The organism is Noviherbaspirillum album (assembly GCF_035916955.1).
In the GTDB taxonomy this organism is placed as follows: Bacteria; Pseudomonadota; Gammaproteobacteria; order Burkholderiales; family Burkholderiaceae_D; genus Noviherbaspirillum; species Noviherbaspirillum album.
On the sequence record NZ_JAWIIV010000054.1, the window covers coordinates 1 to 13,331 of the forward strand.

13 protein-coding genes are annotated in these 13,331 nt (G+C 62.6%); 10 read left to right on the forward strand and 3 right to left on the reverse strand.

Translation table 11 applies throughout. The annotated features are described in order from the left end of the window. Window positions 1–127: 127 nt before the first annotated feature. Complete coding sequence (locus RY831_RS30300; protein ID WP_326510043.1) at window positions 128–703, reverse strand: helix-turn-helix domain-containing protein; 576 nt, start codon at window positions 701–703, stop codon at window positions 128–130. Window positions 704–864: 161 nt separating this feature from the next. Between RY831_RS30300 and kbl the strand changes: the two genes are divergently transcribed. The 7 genes from kbl to crcB all read left to right on the forward strand — a co-directional run bounded on the left by kbl (window position 865) and on the right by crcB (window position 7,087). Continuing rightward, window positions 865–2,079, forward strand: a complete 1,215-nt coding sequence (kbl, locus tag RY831_RS30305; protein WP_326510044.1) for a glycine C-acetyltransferase — start codon at window positions 865–867, stop codon at window positions 2,077–2,079. Between the two features lie 27 nt (window positions 2,080–2,106). Then, window positions 2,107–3,072, forward strand: a complete 966-nt coding sequence (locus RY831_RS30310) for an NAD-dependent epimerase/dehydratase family protein (RefSeq protein WP_326510045.1) — start codon at window positions 2,107–2,109, stop codon at window positions 3,070–3,072. A gap of 124 nt (window positions 3,073–3,196) precedes the next feature. Continuing rightward, complete coding sequence (gene thrC / locus RY831_RS30315; protein WP_326510046.1) at window positions 3,197–4,657, forward strand: threonine synthase; 1,461 nt, start codon at window positions 3,197–3,199, stop codon at window positions 4,655–4,657. 81 nt (window positions 4,658–4,738) lie between these two features. Beyond that, on the forward strand, window positions 4,739–5,968 hold the full coding sequence (locus RY831_RS30320; protein WP_326510047.1) for a molybdopterin molybdotransferase MoeA: 1,230 nt from the start codon (window positions 4,739–4,741) through the stop codon (window positions 5,966–5,968). Between the two features lie 7 nt (window positions 5,969–5,975). Further along, window positions 5,976–6,233 carry a molybdopterin converting factor subunit 1 gene (moaD, locus tag RY831_RS30325; RefSeq protein ID WP_326510048.1) on the forward strand — a complete coding sequence of 86 codons (258 nt, stop codon included), beginning with the start codon at window positions 5,976–5,978 and terminating at the stop codon, window positions 6,231–6,233. Between the two features lie 3 nt (window positions 6,234–6,236). Further along, window positions 6,237–6,716, forward strand: coding sequence for a molybdopterin synthase catalytic subunit MoaE (gene moaE, locus RY831_RS30330; RefSeq protein ID WP_326510049.1), 480 nt, complete (start codon window positions 6,237–6,239; stop codon window positions 6,714–6,716). Next, window positions 6,713–7,087, forward strand: a complete 375-nt coding sequence (crcB, locus tag RY831_RS30335; RefSeq protein ID WP_326510050.1) for a fluoride efflux transporter CrcB — start codon at window positions 6,713–6,715, stop codon at window positions 7,085–7,087. Before moaE ends, crcB begins: the two co-directional genes overlap by 4 nt. Here the strand turns inward: crcB and RY831_RS30340 are convergent. Beyond that, window positions 7,080–7,622, reverse strand: a complete 543-nt coding sequence (locus tag RY831_RS30340) for a hypothetical protein (RefSeq protein ID WP_326510051.1) — start codon at window positions 7,620–7,622, stop codon at window positions 7,080–7,082. The genes crcB and RY831_RS30340 overlap by 8 nt on opposite strands. 102 nt (window positions 7,623–7,724) lie before the next feature. Between RY831_RS30340 and clpB the strand changes: the two genes are divergently transcribed. After that, the gene (clpB, locus tag RY831_RS30345; protein WP_326510052.1) at window positions 7,725–10,319 is read left to right on the forward strand and encodes an ATP-dependent chaperone ClpB; all 2,595 of its coding nucleotides are present in this window, start codon (window positions 7,725–7,727) and stop codon (window positions 10,317–10,319) included. A 145-nt stretch (window positions 10,320–10,464) separates the two neighbouring features. On the opposite strand, the gene RY831_RS30350 is transcribed toward clpB, so the two are convergent. Further along, complete coding sequence (locus tag RY831_RS30350) at window positions 10,465–11,256, reverse strand: AraC family transcriptional regulator (protein ID WP_326510053.1); 792 nt, start codon at window positions 11,254–11,256, stop codon at window positions 10,465–10,467. A gap of 166 nt (window positions 11,257–11,422) precedes the next feature. On the opposite strand from RY831_RS30350, the gene RY831_RS30355 reads away from it, so the two are divergent. Together RY831_RS30355 and rraA are read left to right on the forward strand one after the other, a co-directional pair. Beyond that, a complete protein-coding gene (locus RY831_RS30355) occupies window positions 11,423–12,655 on the forward strand; it encodes an MFS transporter (protein ID WP_326510054.1) in 1,233 nt (410 codons plus the stop codon). A gap of 110 nt (window positions 12,656–12,765) precedes the next feature. Next, window positions 12,766–13,260: a ribonuclease E activity regulator RraA gene (gene rraA / locus RY831_RS30360; protein ID WP_326510055.1), complete on the forward strand. Its 495-nt coding sequence runs from the start codon at window positions 12,766–12,768 to the stop codon at window positions 13,258–13,260. The last annotated feature ends 71 nt before the right edge of the window (window positions 13,261–13,331 follow it).

The following is a 13,331-nucleotide window of genomic DNA, read 5'->3' on the forward strand; positions in this document are numbered from 1 at the left end:
AGGTTAACAGCCCTCGCGACCGTTTACAACACCCGAAAAGAAAAATGCCGCTCAGTCTTAACTGAACGGCATTACCCGCTTGCCGGGCGCTTTTTTATTTTTGCCGCTTGTCTTTTCCGCTGCCGTGTCAGCGGTGAATCACCACCAGCATCGCCTTGGCTTCGCTTTCTCCGCTGTTGCGAATGATGTGCGGCCGGTCCGCGGCGTAGCGCGCGGTGCCGCCGACCTTGAGCAGGCGCGCGGTTCCGTCCACCTCGACTTCCATGCCGCCGCTGACCAGCGTCAGGTGCTCCATGGTGCCGGGATCATGGGGGTTGGACCTGAGCATGCCGTTCGGCGCCAGGGTCAGTTCGTACCATTCGAATTTCCCGGCCAGGTCCATCGGTCCGAGGATGCGCAGTACGTAACCGGAATGGTGACCGGGAAGGGTGGGAGTTTCATGCGGCTCCAGCACATGCACGGCTTCCGGTTGCTCCGAATTGGCCGACAGCAACTCCCCGATGCCGACTCCGAGTGCATTGGCCAGGCGCCATGCCACGGCGATGGTCGGATTGGCTTTTTCGCGCTCGATCTGCGACAGCATCGATTTCGAAACGCCGGCGGCACGCGACAAGTCGTCAAGTGTCAAACCTCTTTTCAGCCGCAGCTTTTGCAGCATGGCACCGACTTCGGGCGGCGATGCGGGGACAGCAATATTTTTCATTAGGCGTCTTGCAATGTTCAATGGGGCTCGTTAATATTCAATATATTAAACAAGAGTTCCATATATCGAATTTATTTCGATTTAGTGAACATGATCGTAGCAGATGGCTGGCAGCTTGGGTGAACAAGCTTGCATGCCATATCGACCTTGGCGGAGGAGTGATGGCTTTGGATACGCAGCGCGAAACATTTTATGAAAGGCTTGCCCAGGAGCTTGCCGGTTTGCGAGAACAGGGGCTCTTCAAGCCGGAGCGCGTCATTGCTTCCAGGCAGGGCGCCGAAGTGGTATGCGATGACGGCCGCAAGTTGATCAATCTGTGCGCCAACAACTATCTCGGCCTGTCCGGCGACGAAGCGATGGTGCGGTCCGCTGTCGCGGCTACCGAAACCTATGGCTACGGGCTGTCGTCGGTACGTTTCATCTGCGGCACTCAGACGGTGCACAAGGAACTGGAACGCGCTTTGTCCGACTTCCTCGGCACCGAGGACACGATCCTGTACGCGGCGGCCTTCGATGCCAACGGCGGCGTGTTCGAACCGCTGCTCGATGAACAGGACGCCATCATCTCCGACGCGCTCAACCACGCCTCCATTATCGACGGCATTCGCCTGTGCAAGGCGGCGCGCTTCCGTTACCAGCACAACGACATGGCCGACCTCGAAGTCCAGCTGCAGCAGGCCACGGCTGCAGGCAAGCGCCACAAGCTGATCGTCACCGACGGCGTTTTCTCGATGGACGGCACCATTGCCCAGCTCGACAAGATATGCGAACTGGCCGACCGCTACGGCGCGCTGGTCATGATCGACGAATGCCATGCGTCCGGCTTCATGGGCAAGACCGGCCGCGGCACCCATGAACATCATGGCGTCATGGGCCGCATCGACATCATCACCGGCACGCTGGGCAAGGCGCTCGGCGGCGCCATGGGCGGCTTCACCTCGGGTCGCAGGGAAGTGATCCAGACGCTGCGCCAGAAATCGCGGCCCTATCTGTTCTCGAATTCCCTGGCCCCGGCGATCGCCGGCGCCTCGCTCGACGTGCTCGGGCGACTTTCATCATCCACCGAACTGCGCGACCGGCTGCATGCCAATACCGCTTATTTCCGCGCCGCCATCAGCGAAATGGGTTTCACCATCAAGCCGGGCACGCATCCGGTGGTTCCGGTGATGCTGTTCGATGCGCCGCTGGCGCAGAAATTCGCGCAGCGGCTGTACGAACGCGGCGTGCTGGTCACCGGCTTCTTCTACCCGGTGGTGCCGATGGGGCAGGCCAGGGTGCGCGTACAGCTGTCAGCGGCGCATAGCCGCGAACAGCTCGACAAGGCGTTGGCCGCCTTCCGCCAGACCGGCCAGGAACTTGGACTGTTGAAAAACTGAGGCATTGAAGAATCGAGGAGCAGGGCTATGGAAAGAATTCTGGTCATCGGCGCCAACGGCCAAATCGGCAGCGAACTGGTCGAAGCGCTGGTCTTGCAGCATGGCGCCGACAATGTGATCGCGGCGGACATCGGGCCGAGCAGCCTGTTCGGCGCCGCGCGCTATGAAACGCTGGATGTACTTGATGCGGCACGCATCGCGCAGGTCGCCGACGCCTGCCGGATTACTCAGGTCTACCAGTTGGCGGCATTGCTTTCCGTCACCGGCGAGCAGGCGCCACTCAAGGCCTGGACGCTCAACATGAACGGCCTGCTCAACATCCTGGAACTGGCGCGCGAGCGGACCGCCGCCGGCAAGCCGCTGAAGGTATTCTGGCCATCGTCGATCGCCGCCTTTGGCCCGCATACGCCAGCCGTCGACACGCCGCAGCTGGCGGTGATGGACCCGACCACGATCTACGGCATCAGCAAGCAGGCCGGAGAGCGCCTGTGCGAATACTATTTCAGCAAGTTCGGCGTCGACGTGCGCAGCATCCGCTATCCGGGCATCATCAGCCACAAGTCGCCCCCGGGCGGCGGCACCACCGATTATGCGATTGCCATCTTTCATGCCGCCAGACAGGGGGAATGCTATTCCTGCTATCTCGGCCCGGAAACGACGCTGCCGATGATTTACATGCCCGACGCCATCCGCGCCACCATCGAACTGATGGAAGCTCCTGCGGAACAGATCCGCGTGCGCTCCGCCTACAACGTCGCCGGATTGAGCTTTTCCCCAAGCGAGCTGGCCGAGGAAATCCGCCGCCAGTTGCCGGGATTCGATATCCGTTATCAGCCGGACCACCGTCAGGCAATCGCCGACACCTGGCCGCATAGCCTCGACGATACCTACGCCCGGGCCGACTGGGGATGGAAGGCCAGGATTGGGCTGCGGCAACTGGTTGCCGACATGCTCGAGCATGTGCCGGCGCGGGCCTTGCACCACGCAGCGTGATTCTGCCGGCTGCACGCAACGAGTGCGGCATTCGGGGCGACTGCCGGGGAGGCGGCAGTTATAATGGCGGGCGAACGGCAATTCAGTGCAGCACGCCACCCGATTACCAATCTTTCAAGAGCTTATGCAATACGTCTCCACCCGCGGCCAGTCGCCGGCCCAGTCCTTTTCCCAGATCCTCCTCGGCGGCCTCGCTCCAGACGGCGGCCTCTACCTTCCGGTCGAGTATCCGAAGATTTCCGGCGCCGAACTCGATGTCTGGCGCAAGCTGTCCTATGCCGACCTCGCATTTGAAGTGCTGAAGAAGTTTGCGACCGACATCCCGGAAGCCGATCTCAGGGAACTGACCCGCAAGACCTATACCGCCGACGTCTACCGCAACGTGCGCCAGGGTGAGGACGCCGCGCAGATCACGCCGCTGTGCACTCTGGAAGACAAGGATGGCCGCAAGCTGGTGCTGCAGGCGCTGTCCAACGGTCCGACGCTGGCCTTCAAGGACATGGCCATGCAATTGCTGGGCAACCTGTTCGAATATGCGCTGGCCAAGCAGAACGCCGAACTCAACATCTTCGGCGCGACCTCCGGCGACACCGGCAGCGCCGCCGAATATGCGATGCGCGGCAAGAAGGGCATCCGCGTCTTCATGCTGTCGCCGCACAAGAAGATGAGCGCATTCCAGACCGCGCAGATGTTCAGCCTGCAGGATCCGAACATTTTCAACATCGCGGTTGAAGGCGTTTTTGACGATTGCCAGGACATGGTCAAGGCGGTGTCCAACGACTTGGAGTTCAAGGCCCGCCAGAAGATCGGCACCGTCAATTCCATCAACTGGGCGCGCGTGGTGGCGCAGGTGGTGTATTACGTGCGCGGTTACCTGAGCGCAACCGCCAGCAATGACCAGAAGGTGTCGTTTACCGTTCCCTCCGGCAATTTTGGCAACATCTGCGCCGGCCATATCGCCCGCATGATGGGCATTCCGATCGATACGCTGGTCGCGGCCACCAATGAGAACGACGTGCTCGACGAATTCTTCCGCACCGGCGTCTACCGGGTGCGCAAGGCGTCCGAGACCTACCACACGACGAGCCCCAGCATGGACATCAGCAAGGCGTCCAACTTCGAGCGATTCGTCTACGACTTGCTGGGCCGCGATGCGGAGCGGGTGCGCGCTTTGTTCAAGCGCGTCGATTCCCACGGCGGCTTCGACCTGTCGGGCAAGCCGGGCAGCGACGGCGATGAATTCGCCAAGGTCGGCGCCTACGGTTTCGTGTCCGGCAAATCGGTGCATGCGGATCGCGTGGCGACCATCCGCGACGTCCATGCGCAGTATGGCGTGACCGTCGATACCCATACCGCCGACGGCATCAAGGTGGCGCGCGACTATGCGAAGCCGGGCATACCGATGATCGTGCTGGAGACGGCATTGCCGGCCAAGTTCAATGAGACAATCCGCGAGGCGCTGGGACGCGATGCCGAGCGTCCGGCGGGCTTCGAGAATATCGAGTCGCTGCCGCAGCGCTATGAAGTCATGGGCACGGATGTGGAAAAGATGAAGGCATTCATCGCCCGGCATACCGGCTTGTAATTTCCCGGCGGGCAGCCGCTGCCGTGCTGCCCCCGCACAACAAAAAGGCTACAACCTTGCAGGCTTCAACCTTGTCCGAACATGAGTGAAAAGAAAGCCATGCTGAGCGCCGCCGAGGCGCTCGACCTCCTGCTCTCCGCCGCCCGGCCCATCGTCGAGTCGGAAACCGTTTCCACGCTGGAAGCCAACGGCCGCATCCTCGCGCAGGCGCAAAGCTCGACCATCAATGTACCGCCGATGGACAATACCCAGATGGATGGCTACGCGGTGCGTTCCGCCGAATGCGCCAGCGGCGCTGCCAGTTTCAGCGTGTCTCAGCGCATTCCCGCCGGCGTGGTCGGCGAGCCGCTGCGGGCGCGAACGATCGCGCGCATCTTCACCGGCGCGATGATTCCCGAGGGCGCCGACGCGGTGGTCATGCAGGAGCAATGCGAGGCCGATCCAGCCTCCGGCATGGTGACCGTCAAGCATGCGCCGCAGCCCGGCGAATGGATACGCCGCACCGGCGAGGATATTCGCGCCGGCAGCGTCATCCTGGACGCCGGCACCCGCCTGCGCGCCCAGGAACTGGGGCTGGCCGCCTCGGTCGGCCTGGCGACGCTGCCGGTGCTGCGCAAGCCGCGCGTTGCCGTCTTCTTCACCGGCGATGAACTGGCGATGCCGGGCGAGCCGCTGAAGCCGGGCGCCATCTACAATTCCAACCGGTTCACGCTGCGCGGTCTGCTGGAAAACCTCGGCTGCGACTTCACCGATTTCGGCATCGTGCCCGACACCTTCGATGCCACCCGCGAAACCTTGCGGAAGGCGGCAGCCGGGCATGACCTGATCATCACCTCCGGTGGCGTGTCTGTCGGCGAGGAGGACCACATCAAGCCCGCCGTCGAAGCGGAAGGGCGCCTGAATATGTGGCAGATCGCGATCAAGCCGGGCAAGCCGCTTGCGTTCGGTGAGGTCAACCGCGCCGGCGGCACGGCATTCTTCCTTGGCCTGCCGGGTAATCCCGTTTCGAGTTTCATCACCTTCATGCTGTTCGTCAGGCCCTTCATACTGCGCATGCAGGGCGTCGCCGATGTCGCGCCGAAGGCCTATGCGATGCGCGCGGACTTCGCCTGGCCCAGGGCCGATCGCCGGAATGAATTCCTGCGCGCGCGCATCAACGCCACCGGCGGGCTTGACCTGTTCCCCAACCAGAGCTCGGCGGTGCTGACGTCGACCGTTTGGGGCGACGGCGTCATCGACAATCCGCCGGGGCGGACGATTGCGCCCGGCGACACCGTGCGTTTCATTCCCTTCAACGAATTGCTCTACTAGGCCCGCCATGCAGATCCAGCTTCGTTTCTTCGCCAGCGTCAGAGAGGCCGTGGGAACCGGCCAGGAAGCGGTAACGCTCCCCGGCGACGTGCTCACCGTTGGCGATGTGCGTACCTTCCTGCGCAGCCGCGGCGGCGCCTGGGCCGAAGCGCTGGCGGAAGGCAGGGCGCTGCGCATGGCCTGCAATCAGCAGATGACCGACGCCGCCACACGTATCAGCGAAGGCTGCGAAGTGGCATTCTTTCCCCCGGTGACAGGAGGCTAGGTCATGCCGATCCGCGTCCAGACCGAGGATTTCGACGTCAGCACCGAGATCGCCGCGCTGCGCGCCGGCCAGCCGCAGGTCGGCGCGGTGGCAAGCTTCATCGGCACCGTGCGCGACATCAATGACGGGGCCGGTGTCAGCGAGATGGAGCTGGAACATTATCCAGGCATGACCGAAAAGGCGCTGGAAGACATCGTCGCCCGGGCCAAGGGCCGGTGGAACATCGTCGATGCGCTGGTGATCCATCGCGTCGGCCCGCTCAAGCCGCTGGATCAGATCGTGCTGGTGGCGGTCACTTCCGCGCATCGCGGCGAAGCGTTTGCCGCCTGCGAATTCATCATGGATTTCCTCAAGACCCAGGCGCCGTTCTGGAAGAAGGAACAGACGCCGGACGGCGCGCGCTGGGTGGATGCCCGCGTCACCGATGACAAGGCGCTCGCGAAATGGGGCGTCGTCTCCGATAACGCCGGTCCGGCGGCATGAGCTGGCTTGCCGTCGGTCTGGGTGCGGCGATCGGCGCCTGGCTGCGCTGGGGCCTCGCCCGGTGGCTTAATGGCCTCATCGCGAACTTGTCTTTAGGAACGCTGGTTGCCAACCTGGGCGGCGGCTATCTGATCGGACTGGCGGTCGGATTCTTTGCCGGTCATCCCGGAATCGCTCCGGAATGGCGATTGCTCGCAATGACCGGCTTCCTCGGCGGGCTGACAACGTTTTCCACCTTTTCCGCCGAATCCATGACCCTGCTGCAACGCGGCGACTATGCTTGGGCGCTCGGCCACTCCGCGCTGCATCTGATCGGTTCGGTTGCCTGCTGCATCGCAGGCTTCGGCACCTATCGCGCGTTAACTAGTTAAGCAGGTGCAAGCCGGCGGCGGTCGCGCCGAGGGCGCCCGGCATCTCCAGCGCAATATCCCATTCCGCCATGTTTGCCGCCTCCCTGATCAGGGAGCAGAAACCGTGCAGCATGACCAAGGTAAACGACAATTCGAAGCCACCGCTGTCGGCCGGTGAGAAGTTGATTCGAACAGGCTGGTCGGCGTGCTGGGCGAAATTGACCGAGGTAATCAGGAGGGGAGCTTCGCCTAGTGGAAAGTGGCTTATTTCGGTTTCGTAGTACGTATCAAAATTACCGGTATCGCGAATGTGTTCGATGGAAGCATGATGATCCATGCCAACGATGTCGGCGCTGGCGTGCGCCGCCTGCGGCTTGTCGAGCCTTACCTGTGTTTCGAGCGTCTGCAGAATAGCCGGCCACAAGACTCTGAGCAGCCGCCGGGTGATCCACGCGCGCAGTTCCTGCAGCGTGCCATCCTCCGCCTTGAACGAGGCGCGGAACAATAGCCGGTCTTCCTCGGCCTGATAACTGACTTGAAGTTGATGCAGATCCATGATGTCGGGAGTCCTGGACGGGCAGGCTCAAACATCCTTTCTTGAAATGTGGTGGCTCGCCCCTACTTTGTTGGCAGATTGAATTTTTTCGGAGAACATCCCATGCGTCTCGACAAACTGACAACAAAATTGCAAGAGGCTCTGTCCGACGCCCAAAGCCAGGCGGTCGGCAATGATAACCAATACATCGAGCCGGTGCACGTCCTGAACGCCCTGATCAACCAGGACGATGGCGGTGCGCGCTCGCTGCTGCAGCGTGCCGGGGTCAACGTCAACGGCCTCAGCTCCGGTCTCAAAACCGCGCTGGAGCGCCTGCCCAAGGTCTCCGGCAATGGCGGCGAAGTGCAGATCGGCCGCGAATCTGTGTCATTGCTGAACCTTGCCGACAAGGAAGCGCAGAAACGCGGCGACCAGTTCATCGCCAGCGAAATGGTGCTGCTGGCCCTGACCGACGACAAGTCCGAGGCCGGCCGCATCGCGCGCGACAACGGCCTGACCCGCAAGTCGCTGGAAGCCGCGATCACTGCGGTGCGGGGCGGCGGCAACGTGAATTCGGCCGATGCGGAAGGACAGCGCGAAGCCCTGAAGAAATACACGCTCGACCTCACCGAGCGCGCGCGCGCCGGCAAGCTCGACCCGGTGATCGGCCGCGACGACGAAATCCGCCGCGCGATCCAGGTGCTGCAGCGCCGCTCGAAGAACAATCCGGTGCTGATCGGCGAACCCGGCGTCGGCAAGACCGCCATCGTCGAAGGACTGGCGCAGCGCATCGTCAACGGCGAAGTGCCGGACAGCCTGAAATCGAAGCGCGTGCTGTCGCTCGACATGGCCGCCTTGCTCGCCGGCGCGAAGTACCGTGGCGAGTTCGAGGAGCGCTTGAAGGCCGTGCTCAAGGAAATTGCCCAGGATGAAGGTCAGACCATCGTCTTCATCGACGAGCTCCACACCATGGTCGGCGCCGGCAAGGCCGAGGGCGCGATCGATGCCGGCAACATGCTCAAGCCGGCGCTGGCGCGCGGCGAGTTGCATTGCGTCGGCGCCACCACGCTCGACGAATACCGCAAGTACATCGAGAAGGATGCCGCGCTCGAGCGCCGCTTCCAGAAGATTCTGGTCGACGAGCCCAGCGTGGAAGCGACCATTGCGATCCTGCGCGGGCTGCAGGAGAAATATGAAGTGCACCATGGTGTCGACATCACCGACCCGGCGATTGTTGCCGCGGCAGAGCTGTCGCATCGCTACATCACCGACCGCTTCCTGCCGGACAAGGCGATCGACCTGATCGACGAAGCTGCGTCGAAGATCAAGATCGAGATCGATTCCAAGCCCGAGGTGATGGACAAGCTCGACCGCCGCCTGATCCAGCTGAAGATCGAGCGTGAAGCGGTGCGCAGGGAAACCGACGAGGCTTCGCAGAAGCGGCTGGGCTTGATCGAGGAAGAGATCCACAAGCTCGAGCGCGAGTATGCCGACCTCGACGAAGTCTGGAAGGCCGAGAAGTCGGCGGTGCACGGCAGCCAGCAGATCAAGGAAGAGATCGAGAAGGTGCGCCTGCAGATGGACGAAGCCAAGCGCAAGGGCGATTGGCAAAAGATGTCCGAACTGCAGTACGGCCGCCTGCCGCAGCTCGAGGCGCAGCTCAGGCAGGCCGATACCGAAGGCGGCGAACCGGCCAAGCCCGAGCGCAAGTTGCTGCGCACGCAGGTCGGCGCCGAGGAAATAGCCGAGGTGGTGTCGCGGGCGACCGGCATTCCGGTGTCCAAGATGATGCAGGGCGAACGCGACAAGCTGCTGCAGATGGAAGACGAGCTGCACAAGCGCGTGGTCGGCCAGCATGAAGCCATCGTCGCGGTGTCGGATGCAATCCGCCGCTCGCGCGCCGGCCTCTCCGATCCGGACCGGCCGTATGGATCCTTCATGTTCCTCGGCCCCACCGGCGTCGGCAAGACCGAGCTGTGCAAGGCGCTGGCCTCCTTCCTGTTCGATACCGAGGAAGCACTGATCCGCATCGACATGAGCGAGTTCATGGAGAAGCATTCGGTCGCGCGCCTGATCGGCGCGCCGCCCGGCTATGTCGGTTATGAAGAGGGCGGCTACCTGACCGAAGCGGTGCGCCGCAAGCCCTACAGCGTGATCCTGCTCGACGAGATCGAAAAGGCCCACGCCGATGTCTTTAACGTGCTGCTGCAGGTGCTCGACGATGGCCGCATGACAGATGGACAGGGACGCACCGTGGACTTCAAGAACACGGTGATCGTGATGACATCGAACCTGGGTTCACACAAGATCCAGTCGATGGAGGACAGCGATCCGGCGCTGGTAAAGCTGGCGGTGATGGCCGAGGTGAAAACCCACTTCCGACCGGAATTCGTCAACCGCATCGACGAGCTGGTGGTATTCCATGCCCTCGACGAGAAGAACATCGGTTCGATCGCGCGCATCCAGCTGCAAGTGCTGGAAAAGCGGCTGGCCAAGCTGGATATCGGATTGAAGGTGACCGACGGCGCCCTGCAGAAGATCGCGGAGGCCGGTTTCGATCCGGTGTACGGCGCGCGCCCCTTGAAGCGCGCGATCCAGCAGGAGCTCGAGAACCCGCTGTCCAAGCTGATTCTTGAAGGCAGGTTCGGGCCCAAGGATGTGATTGCGGTAAGTGTCAATGGCAGCGAACTGGCGTTCGAGAAAGCCAGCGCCGAATGATGGACTGATGACCTGATGTGATCATACGATCATGCGATCATGCGGGCGGCATGCCCCCATGCCGCCCATGCCGCCTTTCCTGACAACCCGGATGCCTCTTACGGCCTCCGGGTTTTTTGTTGTCTTTGAAAACAGTTGTAGGGATTCAGCGTTCCCGCTTCGCAAAGAATACGCTCGGCGGCTGGCCGAAAGTCTTCCGAAACATCGCTGAAAACGCCGACTGGCTGGCATAACCGAGTTCCGCCGCAACCTGCGACAGCGGCATGCCTCGCGCAATGAGCGGCGCCGCATGCGCCAGCCTGACCTGTTGCCGCCACTCCCGGAAACTGGTGTCGAGTTCCCGTTCGAACAGGCGCGCAAGCGTGCGGGCCGAGGCGCCGACCTGTTCCGCCCATTCATCCAGCGTCAGCGGCGAAGCCGGGTCGGCGATCACGTGTTCGCAGAGCGTCCTGAGCCGCTTGTCCGATGGCAGGGCGACGCGTATCGGCAAGGTTGCCAATCCGGCGAGTTCATTGAGCAGCAGCGCCGACAGCAGCGCTTCGCGCTCGCCGGCTTCATCCACCTGGCCTAGCGCGACGACGAGTTCGCGCAGCAGTGGAGAGACTTCAAGCACCTCGCATTGCGGTCCGCGGAATGGCGCCGAATCCGCATGCACATAGAGCGCGCGCAGGCGCGTCTTTTCCAGCGTCGTCACTTCATGGCGCAGCATCGGCGGAATCCAGATCGCCCGCTGCGGCGGCACGATCCAGGTATTGTTTTCCGCGGTCACCCGCAGCACGCCTTCGATGGCGTAGGTCACCTGGCCCCAGGCATGGCGATGCACGGCAAGCAGTTCCGCGACATCGAGATCGCGGGCCATCATGCGCACCGGGCGTTCCGGGCTGGGCGCCTTTCCGGGGAGATTGACGCGAGTATGGGTAATCGGTTCTATGGGCATCGTTCCATCCTTTGGACGAAGCGGCAGATACAAAGCGGCTCAATTCCCACTGTTGGCAGAAAATCGATAAAACTTGTCGCATTATCTTAAAGCAGACGCTGCGCTTTTGCCTACACTTGGCATCATTCACCTTACCTCCGAAGAGAAGCTTATGGCGCAGCCAAGCATGCAAACCGATTTCCGTCGTGACGCGCAGGTCATCGGCCTGGAAGGATTGGCCCATGGAGTGTCGCACTTCTTTCATCTAATTCTCGCCCCCCTGTTTCCATGGATTAAGGAAGCTTTCGGCCTGTCTTACGCGGAACTCGGCCTGCTGATGACCATGTTCTTCGCCGTCTCGGGTGTCGGCCAGGCGACTTCCGGCTTCGTGGTCGACCGCATCGGCGCCAGCACGGTCTTGTTTTTCGGCATGGCCTGTCTCGGCGTGTCGGCGCTGGTGCTGGCCGCCTCGCCGAATTACGCGGTGCTGATGCTAGGTTCGATGCTGGCTGGCTTAGGCAACAGCGTCTTTCATCCCGCCTGCTTCACGCTGTTGAACCAGCGCGTATCCCCGGCACGGCTCAGCCATGCGTTTTCAATCCACGGCGTGACCGGCAATCTCGGCTGGGCGGCGGCGCCGCTGGTCCTGGTGCCGATGGCAGGGCTGTTCGGCTGGCGCATGGCGCTGCTCGCAGCGGCTGGCATCACATTCGCCGTTCTCGCGCTGTTGTTCGCGAACCGGAAAGCGCTCGCCACCGAATATGATGCCCGTACCCCTCACGTATCCAATCCAGTCAAGGCATCGAGCCGTGCCGATGCGTTTGCCTTCATGCGCATTCCAGCGGTATGGATGTGCTTCGCCTTTTTCCTGATCACCGCCCTGGCGATCGGCGGGGTGCAAAGCTTTTCCGCATCGGGCCTGCGGGATCTCTACGGCGTATCGCTGGCGCTGGCGACCACCGCCTATACCGCCTACATGCTTGCGTCCGCGGCCGGCATGCTATGGGGCGGCTTCCTGGCGGCGAAAACAAGCAGGCATGAACGCACCATCGCCATCGGTTTCGCCGCTTCCGGACTCTTCGCCTTCCTGATCGCCAGCGGCATGGTCCCGCCGCTGGCTTCCGTTGCGCTGATGGCCGCGGTGGGCTTCGGCTCCGGCATCGCCGGGCCGTCGCGCGACCTGCTGATCCGCGCCGCGGCGCCGAAGAACTCGACTGGCCGTGTCTACGGTGTCGTGTATTCCGGCATCGATATCGGCCTGGCTGCGGCGCCGCTGCTGTTCGGGGCACTGATGGATGGGTCGCATCCGGCCTGGGTATTCATCGGCATCGGCGTCTTCCAGTTCATGGCTTTGCTGACCGCGATCGGCGTGGGCAGCAACACGGCCAGCAGGGCGGTCAAGGCCGGTGCCGCCGCTTGACGGCGTCAGCCAGGAGCGAGTTTGCCTGATCATGCGCAAGACCATCCGGACATGCCGCTCGCGGTCCTCGCATACAATCCTGCATGACATCGTTCATGACAGGAGAGACAATGACCTTTGCGACATGTGACATCTGCGACGCCAACGAAGACAAGATCGCAGCCGGTACTCTCGCGGTACTGCCGCCGATCTTCCAAAGCTACGGCGCCCAGCGCGCATTTTCCGGACCGGCAACGACCCTGAAGGTATTCGAGGACAACGTGCTGGTGCGTGCAACGCTGGAGACGCCGGGCAACGGCCACGTGCTGGTAGTCGACGGCGGCGGCAGCCTGCGATGCGCACTGGTGGGCGGCAATCTCGGCGTGCTGGCCGAGAAGAACGGCTGGGCGGGCATCGTCGTCAACGGCTGCATCCGCGATTCGGAAGAAATCAATGCCTGCAGGATCGGCGTCAGGGCTCTCGCCACCCACCCGCAGCGCAGCGTGCGCAAGGGCGTCGGCGACCGCGACCTGCGCGTCAGCATCGGCGGCGTGGCCATCCGGCCCGGCGACTGGATCTATGCCGATGCGGATGGCGTGTTGGTTTCGGCTGAAAAACTCGATTAGACGCATTCGGCGTCAACCCTTCGCAGCGGATCCGGTGCATGGCCTTGTCCGCTGCCGTCATTTGCGGACTT

What these genes read in the sequence shown, in the direction of transcription:
- RY831_RS30340 (WP_326510051.1), bottom strand. Translation starts at nt 7,622, where the DNA reads ATGGATCTGCATCAACTTCAAGTCAGTTATCAGGCCGAGGAAGACCGG.
- RY831_RS30320 (WP_326510047.1), top strand. Translation starts at nt 4,739, where the DNA reads ATGAGTGAAAAGAAAGCCATGCTGAGCGCCGCCGAGGCGCTCGACCTC.
- RY831_RS30310 (WP_326510045.1), top strand. Translation starts at nt 2,107, where the DNA reads ATGGAAAGAATTCTGGTCATCGGCGCCAACGGCCAAATCGGCAGCGAA.
- RY831_RS30355 (WP_326510054.1), top strand. Translation starts at nt 11,423, where the DNA reads ATGCAAACCGATTTCCGTCGTGACGCGCAGGTCATCGGCCTGGAAGGA.
- rraA (WP_326510055.1), top strand. Translation starts at nt 12,766, where the DNA reads ATGACCTTTGCGACATGTGACATCTGCGACGCCAACGAAGACAAGATC.
- moaD (WP_326510048.1), top strand. Translation starts at nt 5,976, where the DNA reads ATGCAGATCCAGCTTCGTTTCTTCGCCAGCGTCAGAGAGGCCGTGGGA.
- crcB (WP_326510050.1), top strand. Translation starts at nt 6,713, where the DNA reads ATGAGCTGGCTTGCCGTCGGTCTGGGTGCGGCGATCGGCGCCTGGCTG.
- moaE (WP_326510049.1), top strand. Translation starts at nt 6,237, where the DNA reads ATGCCGATCCGCGTCCAGACCGAGGATTTCGACGTCAGCACCGAGATC.
- RY831_RS30300 (WP_326510043.1), bottom strand. Translation starts at nt 703, where the DNA reads ATGAAAAATATTGCTGTCCCCGCATCGCCGCCCGAAGTCGGTGCCATG.
- thrC (WP_326510046.1), top strand. Translation starts at nt 3,197, where the DNA reads ATGCAATACGTCTCCACCCGCGGCCAGTCGCCGGCCCAGTCCTTTTCC.
- kbl (WP_326510044.1), top strand. Translation starts at nt 865, where the DNA reads ATGGCTTTGGATACGCAGCGCGAAACATTTTATGAAAGGCTTGCCCAG.
- RY831_RS30350 (WP_326510053.1), bottom strand. Translation starts at nt 11,256, where the DNA reads ATGCCCATAGAACCGATTACCCATACTCGCGTCAATCTCCCCGGAAAG.
- clpB (WP_326510052.1), top strand. Translation starts at nt 7,725, where the DNA reads ATGCGTCTCGACAAACTGACAACAAAATTGCAAGAGGCTCTGTCCGAC.